Source organism: Streptomyces sp. NPDC049954, from assembly GCF_040656295.1.
GTDB lineage: Bacteria > Actinomycetota > Actinomycetes > Streptomycetales > Streptomycetaceae > Streptomyces.
On the sequence record NZ_JBFALS010000004.1, the window covers coordinates 386,837 to 404,030 of the forward strand.

Below are 17,194 nucleotides of genomic sequence, written 5' to 3' on the forward strand. Positions count from 1 at the left end.
ACGATTAGACTCGATGGCCTGTCCGGACGTGGCCCGCCGCACCCGCGCGGGCACCGAGCGAAGGGTGCGCGCGATCAAGGCCGTCATCGCAGTTGCCGGAGCGGGAAGCCGCTTCTTCCCCATCGGCAAGACCATCAACAAGAGCATGCTGCCGATCCTGGACCGCCCCGTCCTCGACTACGCGGTCGCCGACTGCGTCGCCGCCGGAGCCCAGGAAATCGCCGTCGTCGTCGGGCCGGGACCTGCGGGCCAGCAGGTACGCCACTACCTCAGCCACGACACCGACCTCGAACAGTACTTCGCCGAACGCGGCTGGGAAGAGAAGTACAAGCCCCTCGCCGACCTCCACACCAGGGCACGCTTCACCTTCATCGAGCAACCCCGAACCCATCGCTACGGCACGGCGCTCCCGGCCATGATCGCCGCCGACTGGGTAGGAGCGGACGACTTCCTCCTCATCGCCGGAGACGACCTCCTCCTACGCCAGGACGGCGGCTCGGATCTCGCCGACCTCGTGCGCACACGCGCTGAAGGAGGCGCGAGCGGAGCGATCGCAGCAGCGAGCGTCCCCGGAACCCAGGCATACCGCTACGGCGTACTCAGGGCCCACTCCCGCAACGAAGCCCAACTCTTGGATGGCTTCGACGAGAAGCCCCTCAACTACGAGGGCGCCACGGCCTACATCAACATCTCCCGGAGCCTGCTTCCTAGCGAAGCACTCGACTGCTTCCGAGCGCTGAAACCGTCGCCGGTCAACGGCGAATACCAGGCGACCGACGCCATCGCCGCCTTCGCACGGGACCACGACCTCCTCGTCCACCCCGTGCAAGGGGCCTACCACGACTGCGGGAACCCCGCCGGCTGGCTCACGGCGAACAACGCTGCCGCGCGCCTTACGGGCGAAGGTGAGGAGCGGTGAGCGATCAGACCGAAGCAATCGCTGTCCGGGCCTGTGCCGCCATACTCAACCGCGGTTCCCTCTGCCTGATCCGGCGCGGTCGCCTCGACGGAGACCAGTACTCCCTGCCAGGTGGGCTCGTCTGCCCGGAGGAGAGCGTCGCACAGGCCCTGGCCCGAGAGCTCAAGGAAGAGCTCCACCTCGATATCGACACCCTCGACGGACCTCCAACCCTCCTATGGGTACAGGATCAACAGAACACGCGACCGGATCACGAGGGTGCCTTCCGCCGCCTGCACCTCATCCACCGCCTGTCGATCCCCGACGGCACACGCCGAAGTCTCCCGGCCGTCGAGCAGGACGCCGATGACGCGAATGCCGTCATGTGGGTACCGCTGCGGCGAGCCGCCGAACTCCACCTCTACCCCGCGGTGGGCCCGTATCTCGGCGCCATCGACGAGCTTCCGTCTGAGCCGAACGTCATGCTGCCGCCGATGAATGATGAGAAGTTTGCTTGGCGGTGATCTCCTTGTGAGCCGGGCACACTGAGAATCCGGAGGGAGTGCGAGGCCGCGTCGATGACGTCGGGCGCGCCCGACGCGAAGAGTTCGGCGGACGACGGGGCGTGTGGCGGTTCTCGACGCGGACCAGCCGATCCAGATCCTCGACGTACGGGACCTCGCGCGGCTCGTCGTACGGCTCGTGCGGGACGAGCGGCCGGGCGCCTTCCACGCGGTCGGCCCCGCCCGGCCGGTCACCCTGGGCGAGCTGATCGAGACCTGCGCGCGCGTCGCGGGCACGGCCGCGTCGACCGAGATCGTCCCGGTCCAGGACCCGCAGGCCCCGCCGTTCTTCCCGCTCGTCCGCGCCAACCACGACGGCCAGCGCCGCAGCCCGGCCCGCGCGCGAGCCGCCGGGCTCACCGCCACCCCGCTCGACGTCACCGCCGCGGACGTCCTCGCCTGGGACCGCGCACGCGGCCGGCCCCCGCTCACCAACGGCTACTCACCGGAACGGGAGGCCGAAGTCCTCGCCACGGCAGGGCAGTCCGCCGCCTCCCACCGTCCCGTCAGGCCACTCGGCTTCTTCCCGGAACTGGAACCGGGCAGGGACTAGGACCAGCCGCTCGCGGGCCCGATCCGGGACGCGGTGCGGGAGCACGGCGAGCCGGACGAGGCGCGGATCCTGGAGTACCTGTACGAGGGGACCGAACTGTTCAGCTGGATGGGCGGTGAGCCCGATGTGCTCCGGGAGGACGACGGCGGCCCGGTGCTGCTCGGCGGCTCCTCGTTGTGCAGCGACGGGACGTGGGTGTGGCGAAAGTACCTCACCTCCTACTTCCCGACGTACCACCTGGCCGTCCCCCCCGGACTTCCTCGCCCACGTGCGCGGCGCGGACTACCGGCCGCCGCCGGTGACGGAGGAGCGGGGACGGGAGATCCTGGCCGCGTTCGGTCTCCGGTGAGGCGACCCTTGACACGCATCAGCATCGACGACCCCGCCGTGGACAGGGAGCCGGACCAGTCGCTCACGTATCGCGGTGAGCTGTTCACGGGCGAGGCGGTCGAACCGCGTCCCGCCATCCCCCGGCCCCGACGCGCCCCGCCCCCTTACTCCTCCCGGCCCCTTGCTCCTCCCGGTCCCGGACGCGCCCCTCCGTTTCCGCCCCTCCCGGCACCACGTGCCGGACGTGACCTGTCCCACAATCCGAGTGCTCCCCGGCCCGCTGGGCAAGGGCTGGTAAAGAGTGGCACCGGGTGCCGCAGCCGTCTCCCGACGCGGGGACGGCCGGTACGGCCGGTGGGCGCGGCGGGCGGGACGGGCTCGGCGGGCGGGGCGGGCGTGATGTCCCACCGGTCGATATGTCTCACCTGTCGGTACCCGCCGGGCGAAAACCCGCCGCTCGTTAAACTGAGCCGATCGCAACACTGACTACCGAGGAGCGCACGTGGGCCTTGTCGTGCAGAAGTACGGAGGCTCATCCGTTGCCGATGCCGAAGGCATCAAGCGGGTCGCCAAGCGAATCGTGGAAGCCAAGAAGAACGGCCATCAGGTCGTCGTCGTGGTGTCCGCGATGGGTGACACGACGGACGAGTTGATCGATCTCGCGGAGCAGGTGTCACCGATGCCTCCCGGCCGCGAGATGGACATGCTGCTGACCGCGGGGGAGCGGATCTCCATGGCCCTGCTGGCCATGGCGATCAAAAACCTGGGCCACGAGGCCCAGTCCTTCACCGGCAGCCAGGCAGGTGTCATCACCGACTCCTCCCACGGAAAAGCGCGCATCATCGATGTCACGCCCGGCCGTATCCGTACGGCCGTGGACGAGGGCAACATCGCGATCGTGGCCGGCTTCCAGGGCGTGTCCCAGGAGAAGAAGGACATCACCACCCTGGGGCGCGGCGGCTCGGACACCACCGCCGTCGCCCTCGCCGCCGCGCTCGACGCCGAGGTCTGCGAGATCTACACCGACGTGGACGGGGTCTTCACCGCCGACCCGCGCGTCGTGAAGAAGGCCCGCAAGATCGACCACATCGGCTACGAGGACATGCTGGAGCTGGCCAGTTCCGGTTCCAAGGTGCTGCTGCACCGCTGCGTCGAGTACGCACGCCGTTACACCATCCCGATCCACGTCCGCTCCTCCTTCTCGGGGCTCCAGGGCACGTGGGTCGGCCAAGCGCGAGGGAACGAAGCGATGGAGCAGGCACTCATCTCCGGTGTCGCGCACGACACCTCCGAGGCGAAGATCACCGTCGTCGGGGTGCCGGACAAGCCGGGCGAGGCCGCCGCGATCTTCAAGACGATCGCGACCGCCGAGGTCAACATCGACATGATCGTGCAGAACGTGTCGGCCGCCTCCACGGGCCTCACCGACATCTCCTTCACCCTCCCGAAGGACGAGGGCCGCAAGGCCATCGACGCCCTGGAGAAGCTCAAGGCCACCGTCGCCTTCGAGTCCCTGCGCTACGACGACCAGATCGCCAAGATCTCCCTGGTCGGCGCCGGTATGAAGACCAACCCCGGGGTCACCGCCACGTTCTTCGAGGCGCTGTCCAAGGCGAACGTCAACATCGAGCTGATCTCGACCTCCGAGATCCGCATCTCGGTCGTGACCCGCGCCGACGACGTCAACGAGGCCGTGCGCGCCGTGCACACCGCCTTCGGGCTCGACAGCGACAGCGACGAGGCCGTGGTCTACGGAGGCACCGGGCGATGACGTCCCCCTCCGGCGGCGCGGGCACCCCCGGCCGCGGTCACCTCACCGGTGACCGCGCGGGCGGTGCCCGCGCCGCTGTGGCGGTCACCGTGCCGCGTACCGGGCGCCGCCGCGCGGCCGCGTCCCGTCCGGCGGTGCCGAGGTGACCGCGCGTCCCACGCTCGCCGTGGTCGGCGCCACCGGCGCCGTCGGCACCGTACTGCTGGGCATCCTGTCCCAGCACGCGGACATCTGGGGAGAGATCCGGCTCATCGCCTCCGCGCGTTCCGCCGGGCGCAAACTGACCGTGCGCGGCGTCGAGACCGAGGTCGTCGCGCTGAGCGAGGCGGCCTTCGACGGCGTGGACCTCGCCCTCTTCGACGTGCCCGACGCCGTGGCCGCGCACTGGGCGCCGGTCGCCGCCGCGCGCGGCGCCGTCGTCGTCGACAACTCGGCCGCCTTCCGCATGGACCCCGAGGTGCCCCTCGTCGTCCCCGAGGTCAACCCGCACGCCGCCCGTAACCGGCCGCGCTCGATCCTCGCGAGCCCCAACTGCACGACGCTCTCCATGATCGTCGCGGTGGGCGCGCTGCACGCCGAGTTCGGGCTCAGCGAACTGATCGTCTCCTCCTACCAGGCGGTCAGCGGTGCGGGCCGCGCGGGCGTCGACACCCTGCGCGAACAGCTCGCCCTCGTCGCCGGTACCGAACTCGGCACCTCCCCGGGCGACGTGCGCCGCGCGGTCGGCGAGGCCAACGGGCCCTTCCCCGCGCCGCTCGCCCTCAACGTCGTGCCGTGGGCCGGTTCGTACGCCCGCGACGGCTGGTCCACCGAGGAGCTGAAGGTCCGCGAGGAGTCCCGGAAGATCCTCGGGCTGCCCGGCCTCAGGGTCACCGCGACCTGCGTGCGCGTCCCCGTCGTCACGACCCACTCGCTGACCGTCCACGCCCGCTTCGAGGACGAGGTGACCGTCGATCACGCCCGGGAGATCCTGGCGACCGCGCCCGGTGTCGTCCTCTTCGACGACCCGGCGGCCGGCGAGTTCCCCACGCCCGCCGACGTCGTCGGCACCGACCCCACCTGGGTCGGACGCGTACGGCGCTCCCTGGACGACCCGACCGCCCTCGAACTCTTCGTGTGCGGGGACAATTTGCGCAAAGGCGCGGCGCTCAACACCGTGCAGATCGCGGAGCTCGTCGCCTCCGAGTCCCGCGGCTGAGCCCGTACCGCCCGGCCGGGCCGCTTACCTGACATACCCTCGGTTCCCGTCCTTCCCGGTGGCTTCCGCGCATAGCGGAGGCTCGGGAAAACCGTTCCCAAACCGCCCAGTTGGGACCCGGCAGGGCACACCGGACCAGCTGCGGGCAGCCCTCGGCGCCGCCCGCCGTCATGTGGCCTCCCTGTGTGATCAATGTGATGCCCGTGTGCTCAAATCCATGACCGGGGCCACTTGTGTGCGGTTGCCTTCGCAACGGACGATGCGAGGGAACTTCCCTGCAACCGTGTACGGGATGTGTGGCGTCTATGCGGACATCCGGCAGGTGGCATCCGCAGGGCGACGTTCGGTGCGGTGAGGGATGAGCTGGTGCATGTGAGGGCGGTGGGGGCGGTTTCCCGGGGGACCCGGAACAGGGGCGAGGGACGGCCCGGCGAAGGGGGAACGGCCACCGGTACGGCCGGGAGCGCACCCGTGTGCGCGGCGGCGGCGGACGCCTGCCGCGTCCACCCGGGCGGGCTCGTACGGCGGTCGCGGCGGGCCTCACGGGCGGGCGGCGCGGCGCGCGCTCCGCACGAGCTTCAGGTCCCGTACAACCCTGCGGTGGGCAGGCGTGTCCAACTGGCGTGGCAGAGGTTCTCGAATTCACGGTGGCGCGGGCTGCGACAGCCCCCTTGCGCCCGCTCAGGCGACCCCGCGCGCCAGGTGCCTCCGGCACGATGCCGGTGATTGCGCCGATGCCCTTGACCAGGCCCTCGGCCCGTATCCCGGGACAGCGTGAGGCGTCCGCCGAGCAGACCGCGGCGGCCGGCACGACTGTCGACCACCTCACCGAGACCTACCGCGCGCACTACCGCTCGCTGCTGGGTCTCGCCGCGCTGCTCCTGGACGACACCGCCTCGTGCGAGGACGTCGTGCAGGAGGCGTTCATCCGTGTGCACTCCGCGCGCAAACGCGTCCGGGACCCGGAGAAGACCCTCGCCTACTTGCGGCAGACCGTCGTCAACCTGTCCCGCTCCGCGCTGCGCCGGCGCATCCTCGGCCTCAAGCTGCTCTCGAAGCCGATGCCGGACATGGCCAGCGCCGAGGAGGGCGCGTACGACCTGCTGGAGCGCGACGAGCTGATCAAGGCGATGCGCGGTCTGCAACGCCGCCAGCGCGAGGTCCTCGTCCTGCGCTACTTCGCGGACATGACCGAGGCCCAGGTCGCCGAGACCCTCGGCATATCGCTCGGCTCGGTCAAGGCATACGGCTCACGCGGCATCGCCGCGCTGCGGATCGCGATGGAGGACCCGGCGTGAGCGAGACACCCCCCGCGCGGCACGACGAGACACCCCCCACGCCGGACACGGACGACACCACGGAGACGGCAGCGGCGCCCGCCCCCGAGCGCCCCGCCGCCCCGTCGGACACTTCGCAGGACACGCTTGATGAACCGCAACCACAACCACAACACCGCTCGCACCCGCACCCGCGCCCGCACCTCTCGGCCCTGTCCCGGTCGCCACGGAATGAGCCCCGCGCTCCCGGAACCCCCGGTGGGGACGAGGGCGGGACGGCGGCCATGACTCAGGAAACGGACGACCTCGACGAACTGGCCCTGCGCCGCCTCCTGCAGAGCGCCGTCGGCGGTATCGAGCCCTCCACGGCCTCCCTGGACCGGCTGCGCGTCGCGGTCCCGGCCCGCAGGGCCAGGAAGCGGCAGGCGCTGGTCGGTGTCGCGGCCGCCGCCCTCCTCCTCGGTACGGCGATCCCCGCCGCCGTGCACGTCGTGAGCGCCCCGGCGGGCGAGGACGACACGGCGATCGCGGGCAGCAGCCAGGACGCCCGCGACCACCCGGCCGGCTCCGGCAGCCCCCGGGACGGCCACCGCGCCGGGCCCGGACCCCGGCACAGCGGCGACTCCGGGGAGGACGGCACCGACGAGAGCGGCGAGGGGAAGCACGGCGGGAAGGGCGCCCCCAGCGGCATCCCGGAACCGACGAGCAGCGCCGCCCTCGCCGCCGCCCCCGCGTGCGCGGCGACCCAGCTCGGCGACACCGTCGCGAACTCCGGGAGCCCGGGGCCCGACGGCACCGTCTACGGCAGCTTCCGCGTCGCCAACGTCTCCGGCAAGGGCTGCACCGTCGACAGCCCGGGGCAGCTGAACGCGACCGCCCACGGCGCGGCGGCCCGCACCGTCATCCAGGTCGTGGAGCACACGGCCGGCGACCCGGCGGGCCGGCTGCCCGCCCCCTCGGCCGCGGTGCCCGCCATGGTGCTCGCGCCGGGAGCCTCGTACGAGGTGCGCTTCGCCTACGTGCCGAAGGCCGAGTGCCCGAGCGACCCCGGCACCGTACCGGGCGAGGGCGAGAACAGCGGCGGCACGGGCGGCGGCGAGGGCGACAGCGGCGGGGGCGGCGGTACGGCGCCGAGCCAGCCGGCCGAGCCGACCCCGTCGACGTCCGCGGGCACCCCCGGGGAGGGGCCGGACTCCGGGCCCTCACCCGTGGTGGACAGCGGTACGGGGGGCGGGAGTCCGCAGGGCGGGCAGAAGAGCGGCCCGGCGACGGCGGACACCGCGGTCACCACGCAGCTCCTGACGACCGCGCTCGTCCAGGACAAGGGGGAGCCGGGCGGCGTCTCGCTCACCCACACCACGCTGCCCGGCGGACCGAGCGCCGGTACGACACTGCCCGAGGCGTGCGGCGGAGGCACCGTCTACCGCACGGGCATCCTCCAGACACCCGGCACGACGGGCTGAACCTGAGCCCCACGGACTGAGCCCCACGGACTGAGCCCACGGTCTGAGCCCCACGGACGGGCCGAGCCGACGACCGGCGGGCCACGGCGGGGGGGGGCGGGGCGCCTCGCGGAGGGGACGAGGCGCCCCGTCACCGCTCCCCGGGCAGCCCCCGCCGGGCAGGCACGGTCAGCGGGAGCCGGCCTCGGCGGTCTCGGCCACCGCGTCCCCGGACTCCGTGCCCGCCCTGTCCGCGTCGTCCCCTTCGCCGTCCGCGCCGTCCTCGCCGTCCTCGCCGTCCTCGGGGAGGATGCCGAGCAGCGCGTCGCGCTGTGCCTCGACCTCGCGCCGCAGCAGCCGGTACCACATGAAGACGACGAACCCGGCGAAGACGAACCACTCGCCGGTGTACCCGAGGTTCTGGAACGCCTTGAGGTCGAGCCCGCTGTCCGGCGCCGCCTCCGCCGGGACCGGCTTCATCCCGCCCTCGGCCTTCTCCTGCGTGATCCAGCCGTCGTACACGTCGTCCGGTACGAGGTTGACGAGGGAGGCCGCGCTGATCATGCCGAGCTGGCCCTCGGGCAGACCGCCCTCGGTGTGCACGCCCTTCGTCTCGGTGGTCTCCGGTGCCTGGAGCGCGCCCGTGACCGTGACCTCGCCCTTCGGCAGCGGCGGCGCGGCGTCCGCCCGGGCCGTGCCCGGCAGCCAGCCGCGCACGACGGGCAGGACCTTGTCCTCGTCGGTGCGCAGCAGCCCCAGGACGTAGAAGCCCCGCCGCTCGTCCAGCTCGCGCCCGGGAACCAGGTACTGCCTGACGTACCGGCCGTCGGCGACCGTGCGGTCCCCGACGGTGTCCGTCGTCACCGGCAGGACCTCGGCGAGCGGCGCGGCGCGCTCGTGGCGCTGCGCGGACTGCGCCTGGTCACTGTCCTTGTGCTGGTCGACGCGGTCCTCGAACCGGCCGAGCTGCCAGGAACCCATGAACACGCAGAACGGGATGGCCAGCAGGACGAACACGTGGATTCCCCACCACCGGGGAGTCAGCAGGAACCGGTACACACCCCCACGGTACGGGGCGACCGCCGGTCTCCCGGCGGCGGCCCCGTACCACGACGGAGCGACCCCTCCTCCCGGCCGGTCGCCGCCGGCCCCGGATCAGGGCTTGAGGTGCCTTCGTACGAAGTCCATCTCCAGCCGGAGCTGCTTGATCCGCTCGTCGACGACGAGGGAACCGTGCCCGGCGTCGTAGCGGTACACCTCGTGCGGGGCCGCGCGGGCCGCGAGCCGGTCCACGTAGTTCTCGACCTGCCGGATCGGGCAGCGCGGGTCGTTGACGCCCGCCGAGATGTACACCGGGGCGCGCACCGCGTCGACGTACGTGAGCGGCGAGGAGTCCCGGAACCGCTCCGGCACCTCCTCCGGCGTACCGCCCAGCAGGGTGCGGTCCATCGCCTTCAGCGCCTCCATCTCGTCGTGGTACGCCGTGACGTAGTCCGCGACCGGCACCGCCGCGACCCCCACCGCCCACGCCTCGGGCTGCACGCCGAGACCCAGCAGCGTCAGGTAGCCGCCCCAGGAACCGCCCGAGAGGACGAGCCGCTCCGGGTCCGCGAGCCCGCTGTCCACCGCCCACGCGCGGACGGCGGCGATGTCCTCCAGCTCGATGAGGCCCACCCGGTGCTTGAGCGCGTCCGTCCAGGCCCGCCCGTACCCGGTCGACCCCCGGTAGTTGACGCGGACGACGGCGAAGCCGTGGTCGAGCCACGCGGCGGGCGCCGCCGCGAAGGCGTCGCTGTCGTGCCAGGTCGGGCCGCCGTGGATCTCGAACACCGTCGGGAACGGCCCCTCGCCCCGGGCGGGACGCTGCACCAGCGCGTGCACCCGGCCGCCGGGACCCTCCACCCAGGCGTCCTCCACCGGCACCGAACCCGGCGCCTTCGTCCCGGGCGGGTCCAGGACGACCCGGCCGCTCGTGGACCGCACCACCGGCGGCTCGGCGGCCGAGGACCACAGGTACTCGACGCTCCCGTCCGGCCGCACCCCCGCCCCCGACACCGAGCCCGCCGGGATCTCCACCCGCGTCAGGGCCGCGGTCGCCAGGTCGTAGCGGAACAGTTCGTCGCGCGCCTCGAAGCTGTGCTCGACCAGCAGCGCCGAACCGTCCGGGTACCACTCGGCGCTCACATCGCCCGGCAGGTCCACGGACAGACCGGTCTCCGTACCCGCCACCGGGTCCCAGATCATCGGCTCCCAGCGCCCGCGCCGCTGATGCCCGACGAGCAGCCGCGTGTCCCCGTCGACGGGCGCGAAGCCCATGACGGCCAGGCCCAGCTCCTTCGTCCCGCCCTCCGTGTCGTCCAGTTCGGCGACGACCTGCGGGGAAGCGGCCCCGGTGGGCGCGCCCGCCGTGTCCAGACGCAGGACGCGCAGCGCCGAGTGCATCGCGTCACCGTGCTCGGTGTGCTCGATCACCAGCAGCGACTCGTCGTGCGACAGGTCCCCGACCCCGGCCGACTCCCGGTGCCGGTACACCTCGACGGGCTCCCCCTCGTCCCGTACGACGTGCACGCTCGACCCGTGCTCGTCGGTGGACCGCCCCACGACCACGGTCCGCCCGCCCCGCCCCAGCGCCAGCCCCGCCGGGTACGAGGGCGCGAGGCCCGGCACCGCCTCGGTGTCCTGCCCGCCCGGGAAGGGCTGCCGCATCCACACCCCGAACTCGTCGCCGTCGCTGTCGTTGAACCACCAGATCCACCGCCCGTCCGGGGACAGCGTCCCGTCGGTCGTCCCGTTGGGCCGGTCCGTGACCTGCCGCTGCTCCCCGGTCGAGCGGTCCCAGGAGTACAGCTCGTAGGTCCCCGTCGCGTTCGACACGAAGAGGGAATGGTCCGGAGCGTCCTGTGCCCACTCGGGCAGGGACACCCGGGGAGCCCGGAACCTCTTCTCCCAGTCGGGCATGCCGGTACCGGTGTCGGTACCGGTGTCGGGACCGGCGCCCGTGCCGGCACCCGGCCCGGTGTCCGTACGGGGGAGTCCGGCCGCGTCATCACTCATGTCACTCATACCGCCATCCAACCCGATGGGGCGGGGCAGGGGTGGCGGGCCCGGGGCGGGTAACGAGAGGGAACGAGAACTGACGGCCCCGGTCCGCACAAGGCGCGACCGTTGCGGGAAAGGCGGTACGGCGTGCGCACGGTCGGTGTGGAGGAAGAGCTGTTGCTGGTGGACGAGGAGACGGGCGAGGCCCAGTCCCGGTCCTCCGCCGTCCTGGCCTCGGCGGAACGGGACGGGGGCGTCGGCGCGCCCGACGACCCCGAGGAGCTGCCCCTGGAGCGAGAACTCCACGGCCAGCAGATCGAGTTCGCGACCCGCCCCGCCACGGACATGACGGAACTGGCCCAGGAGATCCGGCGGCTGCGCACCGAGGTCTCCACGCACGCGGCCCGCGCCGGAACGGCCGTCGCCCCGCTCGCCACCTCCCCGCTGCCCGTCAACCCCCGCCTGAGCACCGGCGAACGCTACCGCTGGCTCGCCGAACAGTTCGGCCCCACCGCCCAGGAACAACTGACCTGCGGCTGCCACGTCCACGTCTTGGTCGACTCCGACGAGGAGGGCGTCGCCGTCATCGACCGCCTCCGCCCCTGGCTGCCGCTGCTCCTCGCCATGAGCGCCAACTCCCCTTTCTGGCAAGGGGAGGACACCTCCTACGGCAGCTACCGCAGCCGCGTGTGGAACCGCTGGCCCTCGGCCGGCCCCACGGAACCCTTCGGCTCGGCCCGCCGCTACCACGAGGAGACCGAGGCGATGGTCGCGAGCGGCGTGATCCGCGACAAGGGCATGGTCTACTTCGACGCCCGCCTCTCCCACCGCTACCCGACCGTCGAGATCCGGGTGGCCGACGTGTGCCTCGACCCCTCCACCCCCGTCCTCCTCGCCGCCCTGACCCGCGCCCTGGTCGACACGGCCGCCGAGGAGTGGCGCGCGGACACCCCCGCCCCCACCACCGGAGTCCCCCTCCTGCGCCTCGCCGCCTGGCGCTCCGCCCGCTCCGGCCTCGACGGCGACCTCCTCCACCCCGTCACCCACACCCCGGTCCCCGCCGAAGAGGCCCTCACCACCCTCCTCGACCACATCCGCCCGGCGCTGAAGAGCAACGACGACCTCACCCTCGCCGAGAACGGCATCACCAGGCTGCTGCGGGACGGCAACGGGGCCCGCGTCCAACGGGAGCTGCTGGCGCAGACGGGGAGCCTGCGGGAGGTGGTGGGGGAGTGCGTGCGGCGGGGGGAGTGAGCGTGACCCACGGGTGAACGCCCTGGGCACACCGCGCGGGTGCTCGTGGCAGGCGCGGGTGACCTCGGCAGGCGCGGGTGCTCCGGCCCGGCGGCTGGTCAGTCCGCGTCGTCCAGCCGTCGGCGCAGCTCCTCCATCAGACCGGGCGGGCTGCCCATCTCCGTGTGAAGGGCGATCGCCCGCGTCAGGTCCTCCCGCAGGTGTGACCGGTCCCCTCCGGGGCGTTCGGCGATGGACGCCAGGTCGAGCAGCGCCTCGGCTTCGTAGGCGTACGTCTCCTGCTCCCGCAACGACCGGGCCGCCTCCCGCAGGGTGGTCACCGCCTCCTCGGTGCGCCCCAGATGATCGAGGACACGGCCGAGCGCCGCGGTCGCCCGGGCCGCCATGCGACGGTCCGGGGCGGCCAGGGACAGCAGGTCCGTCCTGGCCTGCCGAAGAGTGGCGAGTGCCTGGTCCGCCTCGCCGTGCGCGTCCTGGGCGCGGCCGAGGAAGAAGGCCGCGATCGCCGCACCCCGCGGCTCGTCGCCCCGCAGGTTCAGTTCCATGGAGCGCTGGTACGCCGTGACCGCACGGGCCGGGTCGAAGCGGTCCCAGTAGCGGCCGGAGAACTCCAGCACGGACGCGTGCAACACCTGGTCGCCGGCCACCTCGGCGCAGGCCAGGGCCGTCTCCAGCGCCTCGCGGGCCGAGCTGTACTCACCGAGGTCCATCAGCGGGCGGGAGAGCAGACTGCGCAGCCGGGCCTCGGCGGCCGGGGCGACAGCGGCCGCCGCGTACCCGGCGCCCAGCTCCAGGGACTCCCGCCAGTCACCGAGATGCCGGTGGTGCAGGAACAGTACGGTGAACCCCTCGGCGAGCTGCCAGCCCGGCGTGAACAGACCGTGCTCGCCCGCGCAGCGCAGGACGGCCATGATGTTGGAGCGCTCGGCCTCCAGCCAGTCCAGAGGACTCGGCCCCCCTGAGACGGCGAACGGGTCCGCCCGGTCGGCCAGGAGGGAGCGGAGGTCGGCGACCCGAGTCCGGTCGGCGCGCACCGCGCGATCGGCGAAGGCCGTGAGTACCAGGTAGTGCGTCAGCACCCGCCGCACGACTGAGGACTCGCCGTCCGCCGGCTCCTCGGCTGCCGCGCGCTCCCGGGCGTGCAGGCGCACGAGTCCGTGGAACCGGTAGCGACGGTCCTCCGTCGTCTCAAGGAGGCTCATGTCCTCCAGCACGTCGAGGAGCAACTGCGCGCTCACCACGTCGCAGCCGAGGGCGGCCGAGGCCGTCGCCGCGTCGAAGGACAGGCCCGGAATCCAGCCGAGCAGCCGGTAGCCGTGCGCGAGGTCCGGCGGCAGCTGGCGGTAGGACGAGTCGAAGACGGCGGACACGGGGAACCGGCCTCCCACGCTCAGGGCGGACAACCGCCGGTCTTCGTCCGCGAGCGCCGCGGCGAGCGCCGCCATGGTGAGGTGGCGGTCATTCAGCAGGCGGGCGGCGGCGACATGCAGCGCGACCGGCAGTCTGGAGCACAGCTCGGCCACACGCCGTGCGGCAGCCGGATCGGCGTCGACCCGTGCCTGCCCGCACCGGTCGGCCAGAAGGAGCAGCGCGGCCTCCGGGGAAAGGGGCTCGACGGACAGTGTCCGCGCGCCGTCCAGGGAGAGTTCGCCGAGCTTCGCGGTGCTCGTGGCGAGGACGGCGCTGCCGGGACCCTGCGGAATGAGCGCCCGCACCTGGGCCGGAGCGGTCACGTCGTCGAGTACGAGCAGCACCTTCAGGTCGGAGGTGCGTCGGCGAAAGAGCGCGGTCCGCTCGGACAGCGACGGCGGAAGGACCGCCTCGGAGACGCCGAGAGACCGCAGACAGTGACCGACGGCGTCGAGCACGTCCGCACCGGCGACCGACCGCGTGCGCAGCTCCGCGAAGTCGACGTAGATCCGCCCGCCCGGGAAACGGTCGCGCATCCCGTGCGCCCAGTGGCAGGCGAGGGCGGACTTCCCGACCCCGGGCGGCCCCGCGAGTACACGGACGTCCACGTGCGAGGAGTCGCCGCCCGCCCAAGCCGTCGAACGGTTCAGGTCGGACAGCTCGACGGTCCGGTTGACGAAGGGGCTGCGCAGGGCCGGGATCTGCGACGGTGGGCCGTCGGGGCGCAGGGCCGGAGGCACGTCATAGGTGACGCCGGGGCGGGTGACTGTCGCGGGCCGGGCGGCTGCCGAAGAAGGCCCACCTCCGTCCAGCTCATCCAAGTCCCGCAATAAGGTGATGAGTTCATGAGCGGCTTCGGAGTCCTGTCGCAGGGCGTGCCGAAGTCTGCGCCGCAGCCGGTCGGCGGCATCGCCCAGTGCGTGCTGGCCGCCCTCCTGGAGCGCCGTCGCCAACTGCTCCACGGCGTGCTGGAGTTCCTCGGCCTCGGCGCCCGCCGGGTCCTGTTGCCGCCGCCGGACGAACAGGCGACGGATACGGGCCCGGGCCTGGGTCCACGCCTCGGTGACAGCCAGCCCGACGACCGTGCTCGTCGCTCCCGATGCGGCGAGCGCCACCACCTCGACTGTCACCGGGCCCCCTTCGTTTACGCGTTGACGACCACCGTAGGGGCATCCAGGACGTCCCGGTAGTGCGCCACTGGTCAACCGATCAGGTGATCAAGAGCCCGGGGCGCCGGCCGGGCGCAGCGTCAAGGAGATCGCCGCCGTCCGTCGCGCGGTCCCGTCACCCGTGTCACCGGCAACCCCCGTGTCACCGGCAACCCCCGTATCACCGCCGTACGCCGTATCGGTGCCGTACGGGGTATCAGCGCACCCTGTGTCCCCGACGTGCAGGGTCACCGTCTCGCTCGATGGTGCGTCCCTGGCGCGCAGGCCGGCGTAGACGGCGGCGGCGGCGAGCCCCGCGTCGGCCGGGCCGGCCCCGGCCGAGACCAGTACGGCCGGCCCGTCACGCCGGGCCACCAGGTATTCCCCCGTCGGCAGGCCGGTCGCGGCCAGGAGGCTTCCGGGCCACCGGGCCAGTGCGTCGCGCACCCAGCGGAAGGCGGCCTCGGAGGAAGGGGCGGCATCGGAGCCCAGCAGGACCGAGGCGCTTTCGGCCAGGCGACGATCGCGCTCCTCGTCGGGACGGACAGCGACATGGACGAACAACGTCTCGTTCTCGCACTGTTCAGCGGCGACAACAGTGGGACTGCGGCTGACACGCACCTGTTTGCGGCCGCGGGAGTCGTAGCGAATCCGGGTGGTCACCGTCCACGAGGTGACGGCGGTCGCCGACGTGCCCGGGGCCGTCAGGGCGAGGGGGAAGGGCGGCGGAGTCGACGGCTGTTCCAGACGGAGCAGGCGGTAGAGAGCGGAGCGCAACCGGGCGAGGGCGCTGCCGGGCTCGCAGAACGCGCCGGCGGTCACCCTCGCATACCTGTCGGGCTCGCGCGCATGGGTCCTGACGATGTCCTCGACCTGCCGTAGCGCGTCCTGGTCGGGGCGGAACCGCGGGGCGAGGCGTGCCAGGTCCGCGGCGGCGGTCCCGGGCACCGCGTCCTCGCCGTGGGCGGCCAGGGCCACGGGCTTGTCGAGCGCGGCACTGTACTGAGTCACCGAGCCGTGGTCGCCGATGACGAGGTCCGCGGCCACGAGGGCGGGGCGCCACTCGTGCACCGGCGGCATCAGCAGGAGACCGGCGTCGAGGGCGTCCGCCTGGAGAGCGCGAATGTGCCAGGCGCCGTGCGCGGACCAGACGTTGGGGTGCAGGACCAGGCCGACGCGGTAACCGTCCCAGGGCAGTTCGGAGAGCAGCCGAGCGGGCAGGCGGGGGCTTGTGCCGATGAGGGACGTGGGGCCCCACGTCGAGCTGAGCACCACCAGGTGCTGATGGTCGGCGACGTCGAGCGACCGGCGGTAGGCACCGCGCCGGTCGGCGCTGACGCGCAGCTCGTCCAGGCAGGGGTCGCCGACCAGCAGGGTGCGCCCGGACGTCTTCGGATGCGAGGCGAGCAGTTGCCGTTCCTGCTCCGGGTGCGAGACGGCGATCCAGGCCCGGCCGGCTTCGAGGAGCGCGTCGGGCACGACCCCCGACAGGCGGCTGTCCGGGGAGCGGGAGTCCGGTACGTACTTCTGGAACCCGATGCCGTGCGGGAGGACGAGGACGGGGCAGTCCCCCTCCGGTACGTCGATGTTCTCGCTCGCGCTGAGAATCAGGTCCGGGGAGATGTCGGGCAGCTGCCCCCACGGCATGACGCGGCAACCGGATTCGTGGAGCAGATCGAGTGAGCCGTCACTGAAGGCCGAAGTGGGGTCGTGGGCGAACACCACCGTCACCCGGGGATCCGCGCGCAGCAGGGCAGGCAGCACCTCCAGGACCCGGATGGTGGAGGTGAGTGTGCGGGCGGCGACGACAAGGACGCGCTCCCCGGGGAAGGTGTTCCACCGCCGGGCGTCCCGCCCCACCGGAGCCCGCAGGAACGAGGGGTCAACGGTCTGCGCGGCCATCCCGGACCCCCTCGTACTCAGCGCTGCCTATGCGGTTCGCGGTTCGCGGTTCGCGGTTCGCGGTTCGCGGTTCGCGGTTCGCGGTTCGCGGTTCGCGGTTCGCGGTTCGCGGTTCGCGGTTCGCGGTCATCGTCGCTAGCGGATCTCACCCTCTTTTGCAACCTCTCCGGTATGGCTGTTTCCCAGGCACCCCTCAGAGTATGGCGCGAGCCCACACGGCGAGAGGGGTCGTCTTCCGGGCCCGGCGCCAGGAGCGAGAGCAAGCTCCCCTGTGGCGCCGAGGTGTTGGCGGTCGAGTAGTCATGTACGGAGTCCCCTTGGGCAGGCTGCCAGGGATCCTTCCAGATTCCGCTGTGCGGGGCACAGGAAACGGACGTATCCGCGTTCGTGGGCTGGTGCGTGGCTGAGG

At 72.6% G+C, this 17,194-nt stretch carries 12 protein-coding genes; 8 read left to right on the forward strand and 4 right to left on the reverse strand.

Annotated features, from left to right (window positions below; translation table 11 throughout):
* The first annotated feature begins 13 nt into the window (after window positions 1–13).
* The 7 genes from AB0J21_RS10990 (at window position 14) to AB0J21_RS11020 (ending at window position 8,053) form a co-directional block, all read left to right on the forward strand.
* Entirely contained in the window at window positions 14–919 is a 906-nt protein-coding gene (locus tag AB0J21_RS10990) for a sugar phosphate nucleotidyltransferase (RefSeq protein ID WP_363145550.1), read from the forward strand.
* Window positions 916–1,422, forward strand: a complete 507-nt coding sequence (locus AB0J21_RS10995; protein WP_363145551.1) for an NUDIX hydrolase — start codon at window positions 916–918, stop codon at window positions 1,420–1,422. Before AB0J21_RS10990 ends, AB0J21_RS10995 begins: the two co-directional genes overlap by 4 nt.
* A gap of 103 nt (window positions 1,423–1,525) precedes the next feature.
* Window positions 1,526–2,014 (forward strand): hypothetical protein, encoded by a 489-nt coding sequence (locus AB0J21_RS11000; protein ID WP_363145552.1) that lies wholly within the window; start codon window positions 1,526–1,528, stop codon window positions 2,012–2,014.
* Between the two features lie 832 nt (window positions 2,015–2,846).
* The gene (locus AB0J21_RS11005) at window positions 2,847–4,115 is read left to right on the forward strand and encodes an aspartate kinase (RefSeq protein WP_363145553.1); all 1,269 of its coding nucleotides are present in this window, start codon (window positions 2,847–2,849) and stop codon (window positions 4,113–4,115) included.
* A gap of 142 nt (window positions 4,116–4,257) precedes the next feature.
* The gene (locus tag AB0J21_RS11010; protein ID WP_363145554.1) at window positions 4,258–5,313 is read left to right on the forward strand and encodes an aspartate-semialdehyde dehydrogenase; all 1,056 of its coding nucleotides are present in this window, start codon (window positions 4,258–4,260) and stop codon (window positions 5,311–5,313) included.
* A 623-nt stretch (window positions 5,314–5,936) separates the two neighbouring features.
* Complete coding sequence (locus AB0J21_RS11015; protein ID WP_363145555.1) at window positions 5,937–6,611, forward strand: SigE family RNA polymerase sigma factor; 675 nt, start codon at window positions 5,937–5,939, stop codon at window positions 6,609–6,611.
* Window positions 6,612–6,874: 263 nt separating this feature from the next.
* Entirely contained in the window at window positions 6,875–8,053 is a 1,179-nt protein-coding gene (locus tag AB0J21_RS11020; protein ID WP_363145556.1) for a hypothetical protein, read from the forward strand.
* 168 nt (window positions 8,054–8,221) lie between these two features.
* On the opposite strand, the gene AB0J21_RS11025 is transcribed toward AB0J21_RS11020, so the two are convergent.
* A complete protein-coding gene (locus AB0J21_RS11025; RefSeq protein ID WP_363145557.1) occupies window positions 8,222–9,091 on the reverse strand; it encodes an SURF1 family protein in 870 nt (289 codons plus the stop codon).
* A 96-nt stretch (window positions 9,092–9,187) separates the two neighbouring features.
* Window positions 9,188–10,990, reverse strand: coding sequence for a prolyl oligopeptidase family serine peptidase (locus AB0J21_RS11030; protein WP_363145746.1), 1,803 nt, complete (start codon window positions 10,988–10,990; stop codon window positions 9,188–9,190).
* Window positions 10,991–11,218: 228 nt separating this feature from the next.
* Here AB0J21_RS11030 and AB0J21_RS11035 point away from each other — a divergent pair, with 228 nt between their 5' ends.
* The gene (locus tag AB0J21_RS11035) at window positions 11,219–12,325 is read left to right on the forward strand and encodes a glutamate--cysteine ligase (protein ID WP_363145558.1); all 1,107 of its coding nucleotides are present in this window, start codon (window positions 11,219–11,221) and stop codon (window positions 12,323–12,325) included.
* A 98-nt stretch (window positions 12,326–12,423) separates the two neighbouring features.
* Here AB0J21_RS11035 and AB0J21_RS11040 read toward each other — a convergent pair whose 3' ends face one another.
* Entirely contained in the window at window positions 12,424–14,865 is a 2,442-nt protein-coding gene (locus tag AB0J21_RS11040) for an NB-ARC domain-containing protein (RefSeq protein WP_363145559.1), read from the reverse strand.
* Between the two features lie 87 nt (window positions 14,866–14,952).
* The gene (locus AB0J21_RS11045) at window positions 14,953–16,785 is read right to left on the reverse strand and encodes a hypothetical protein (protein WP_363145560.1); all 1,833 of its coding nucleotides are present in this window, start codon (window positions 16,783–16,785) and stop codon (window positions 14,953–14,955) included.
* Window positions 16,786–17,194: the final 409 nt, after the last annotated feature.

Coding starts and splice junctions, on each gene's coding strand:
- AB0J21_RS10990 (WP_363145550.1), top strand. CDS start 14: ATGGCCTGTCCGGACGTGGCCCGCCGCACCCGCGCGGGCACCGAGCGA.
- AB0J21_RS11020 (WP_363145556.1), top strand. CDS start 6,875: ATGACTCAGGAAACGGACGACCTCGACGAACTGGCCCTGCGCCGCCTC.
- AB0J21_RS11030 (WP_363145746.1), bottom strand. CDS start 10,990: ATGCCCGACTGGGAGAAGAGGTTCCGGGCTCCCCGGGTGTCCCTGCCC.
- AB0J21_RS11045 (WP_363145560.1), bottom strand. CDS start 16,785: ATGGCCGCGCAGACCGTTGACCCCTCGTTCCTGCGGGCTCCGGTGGGG.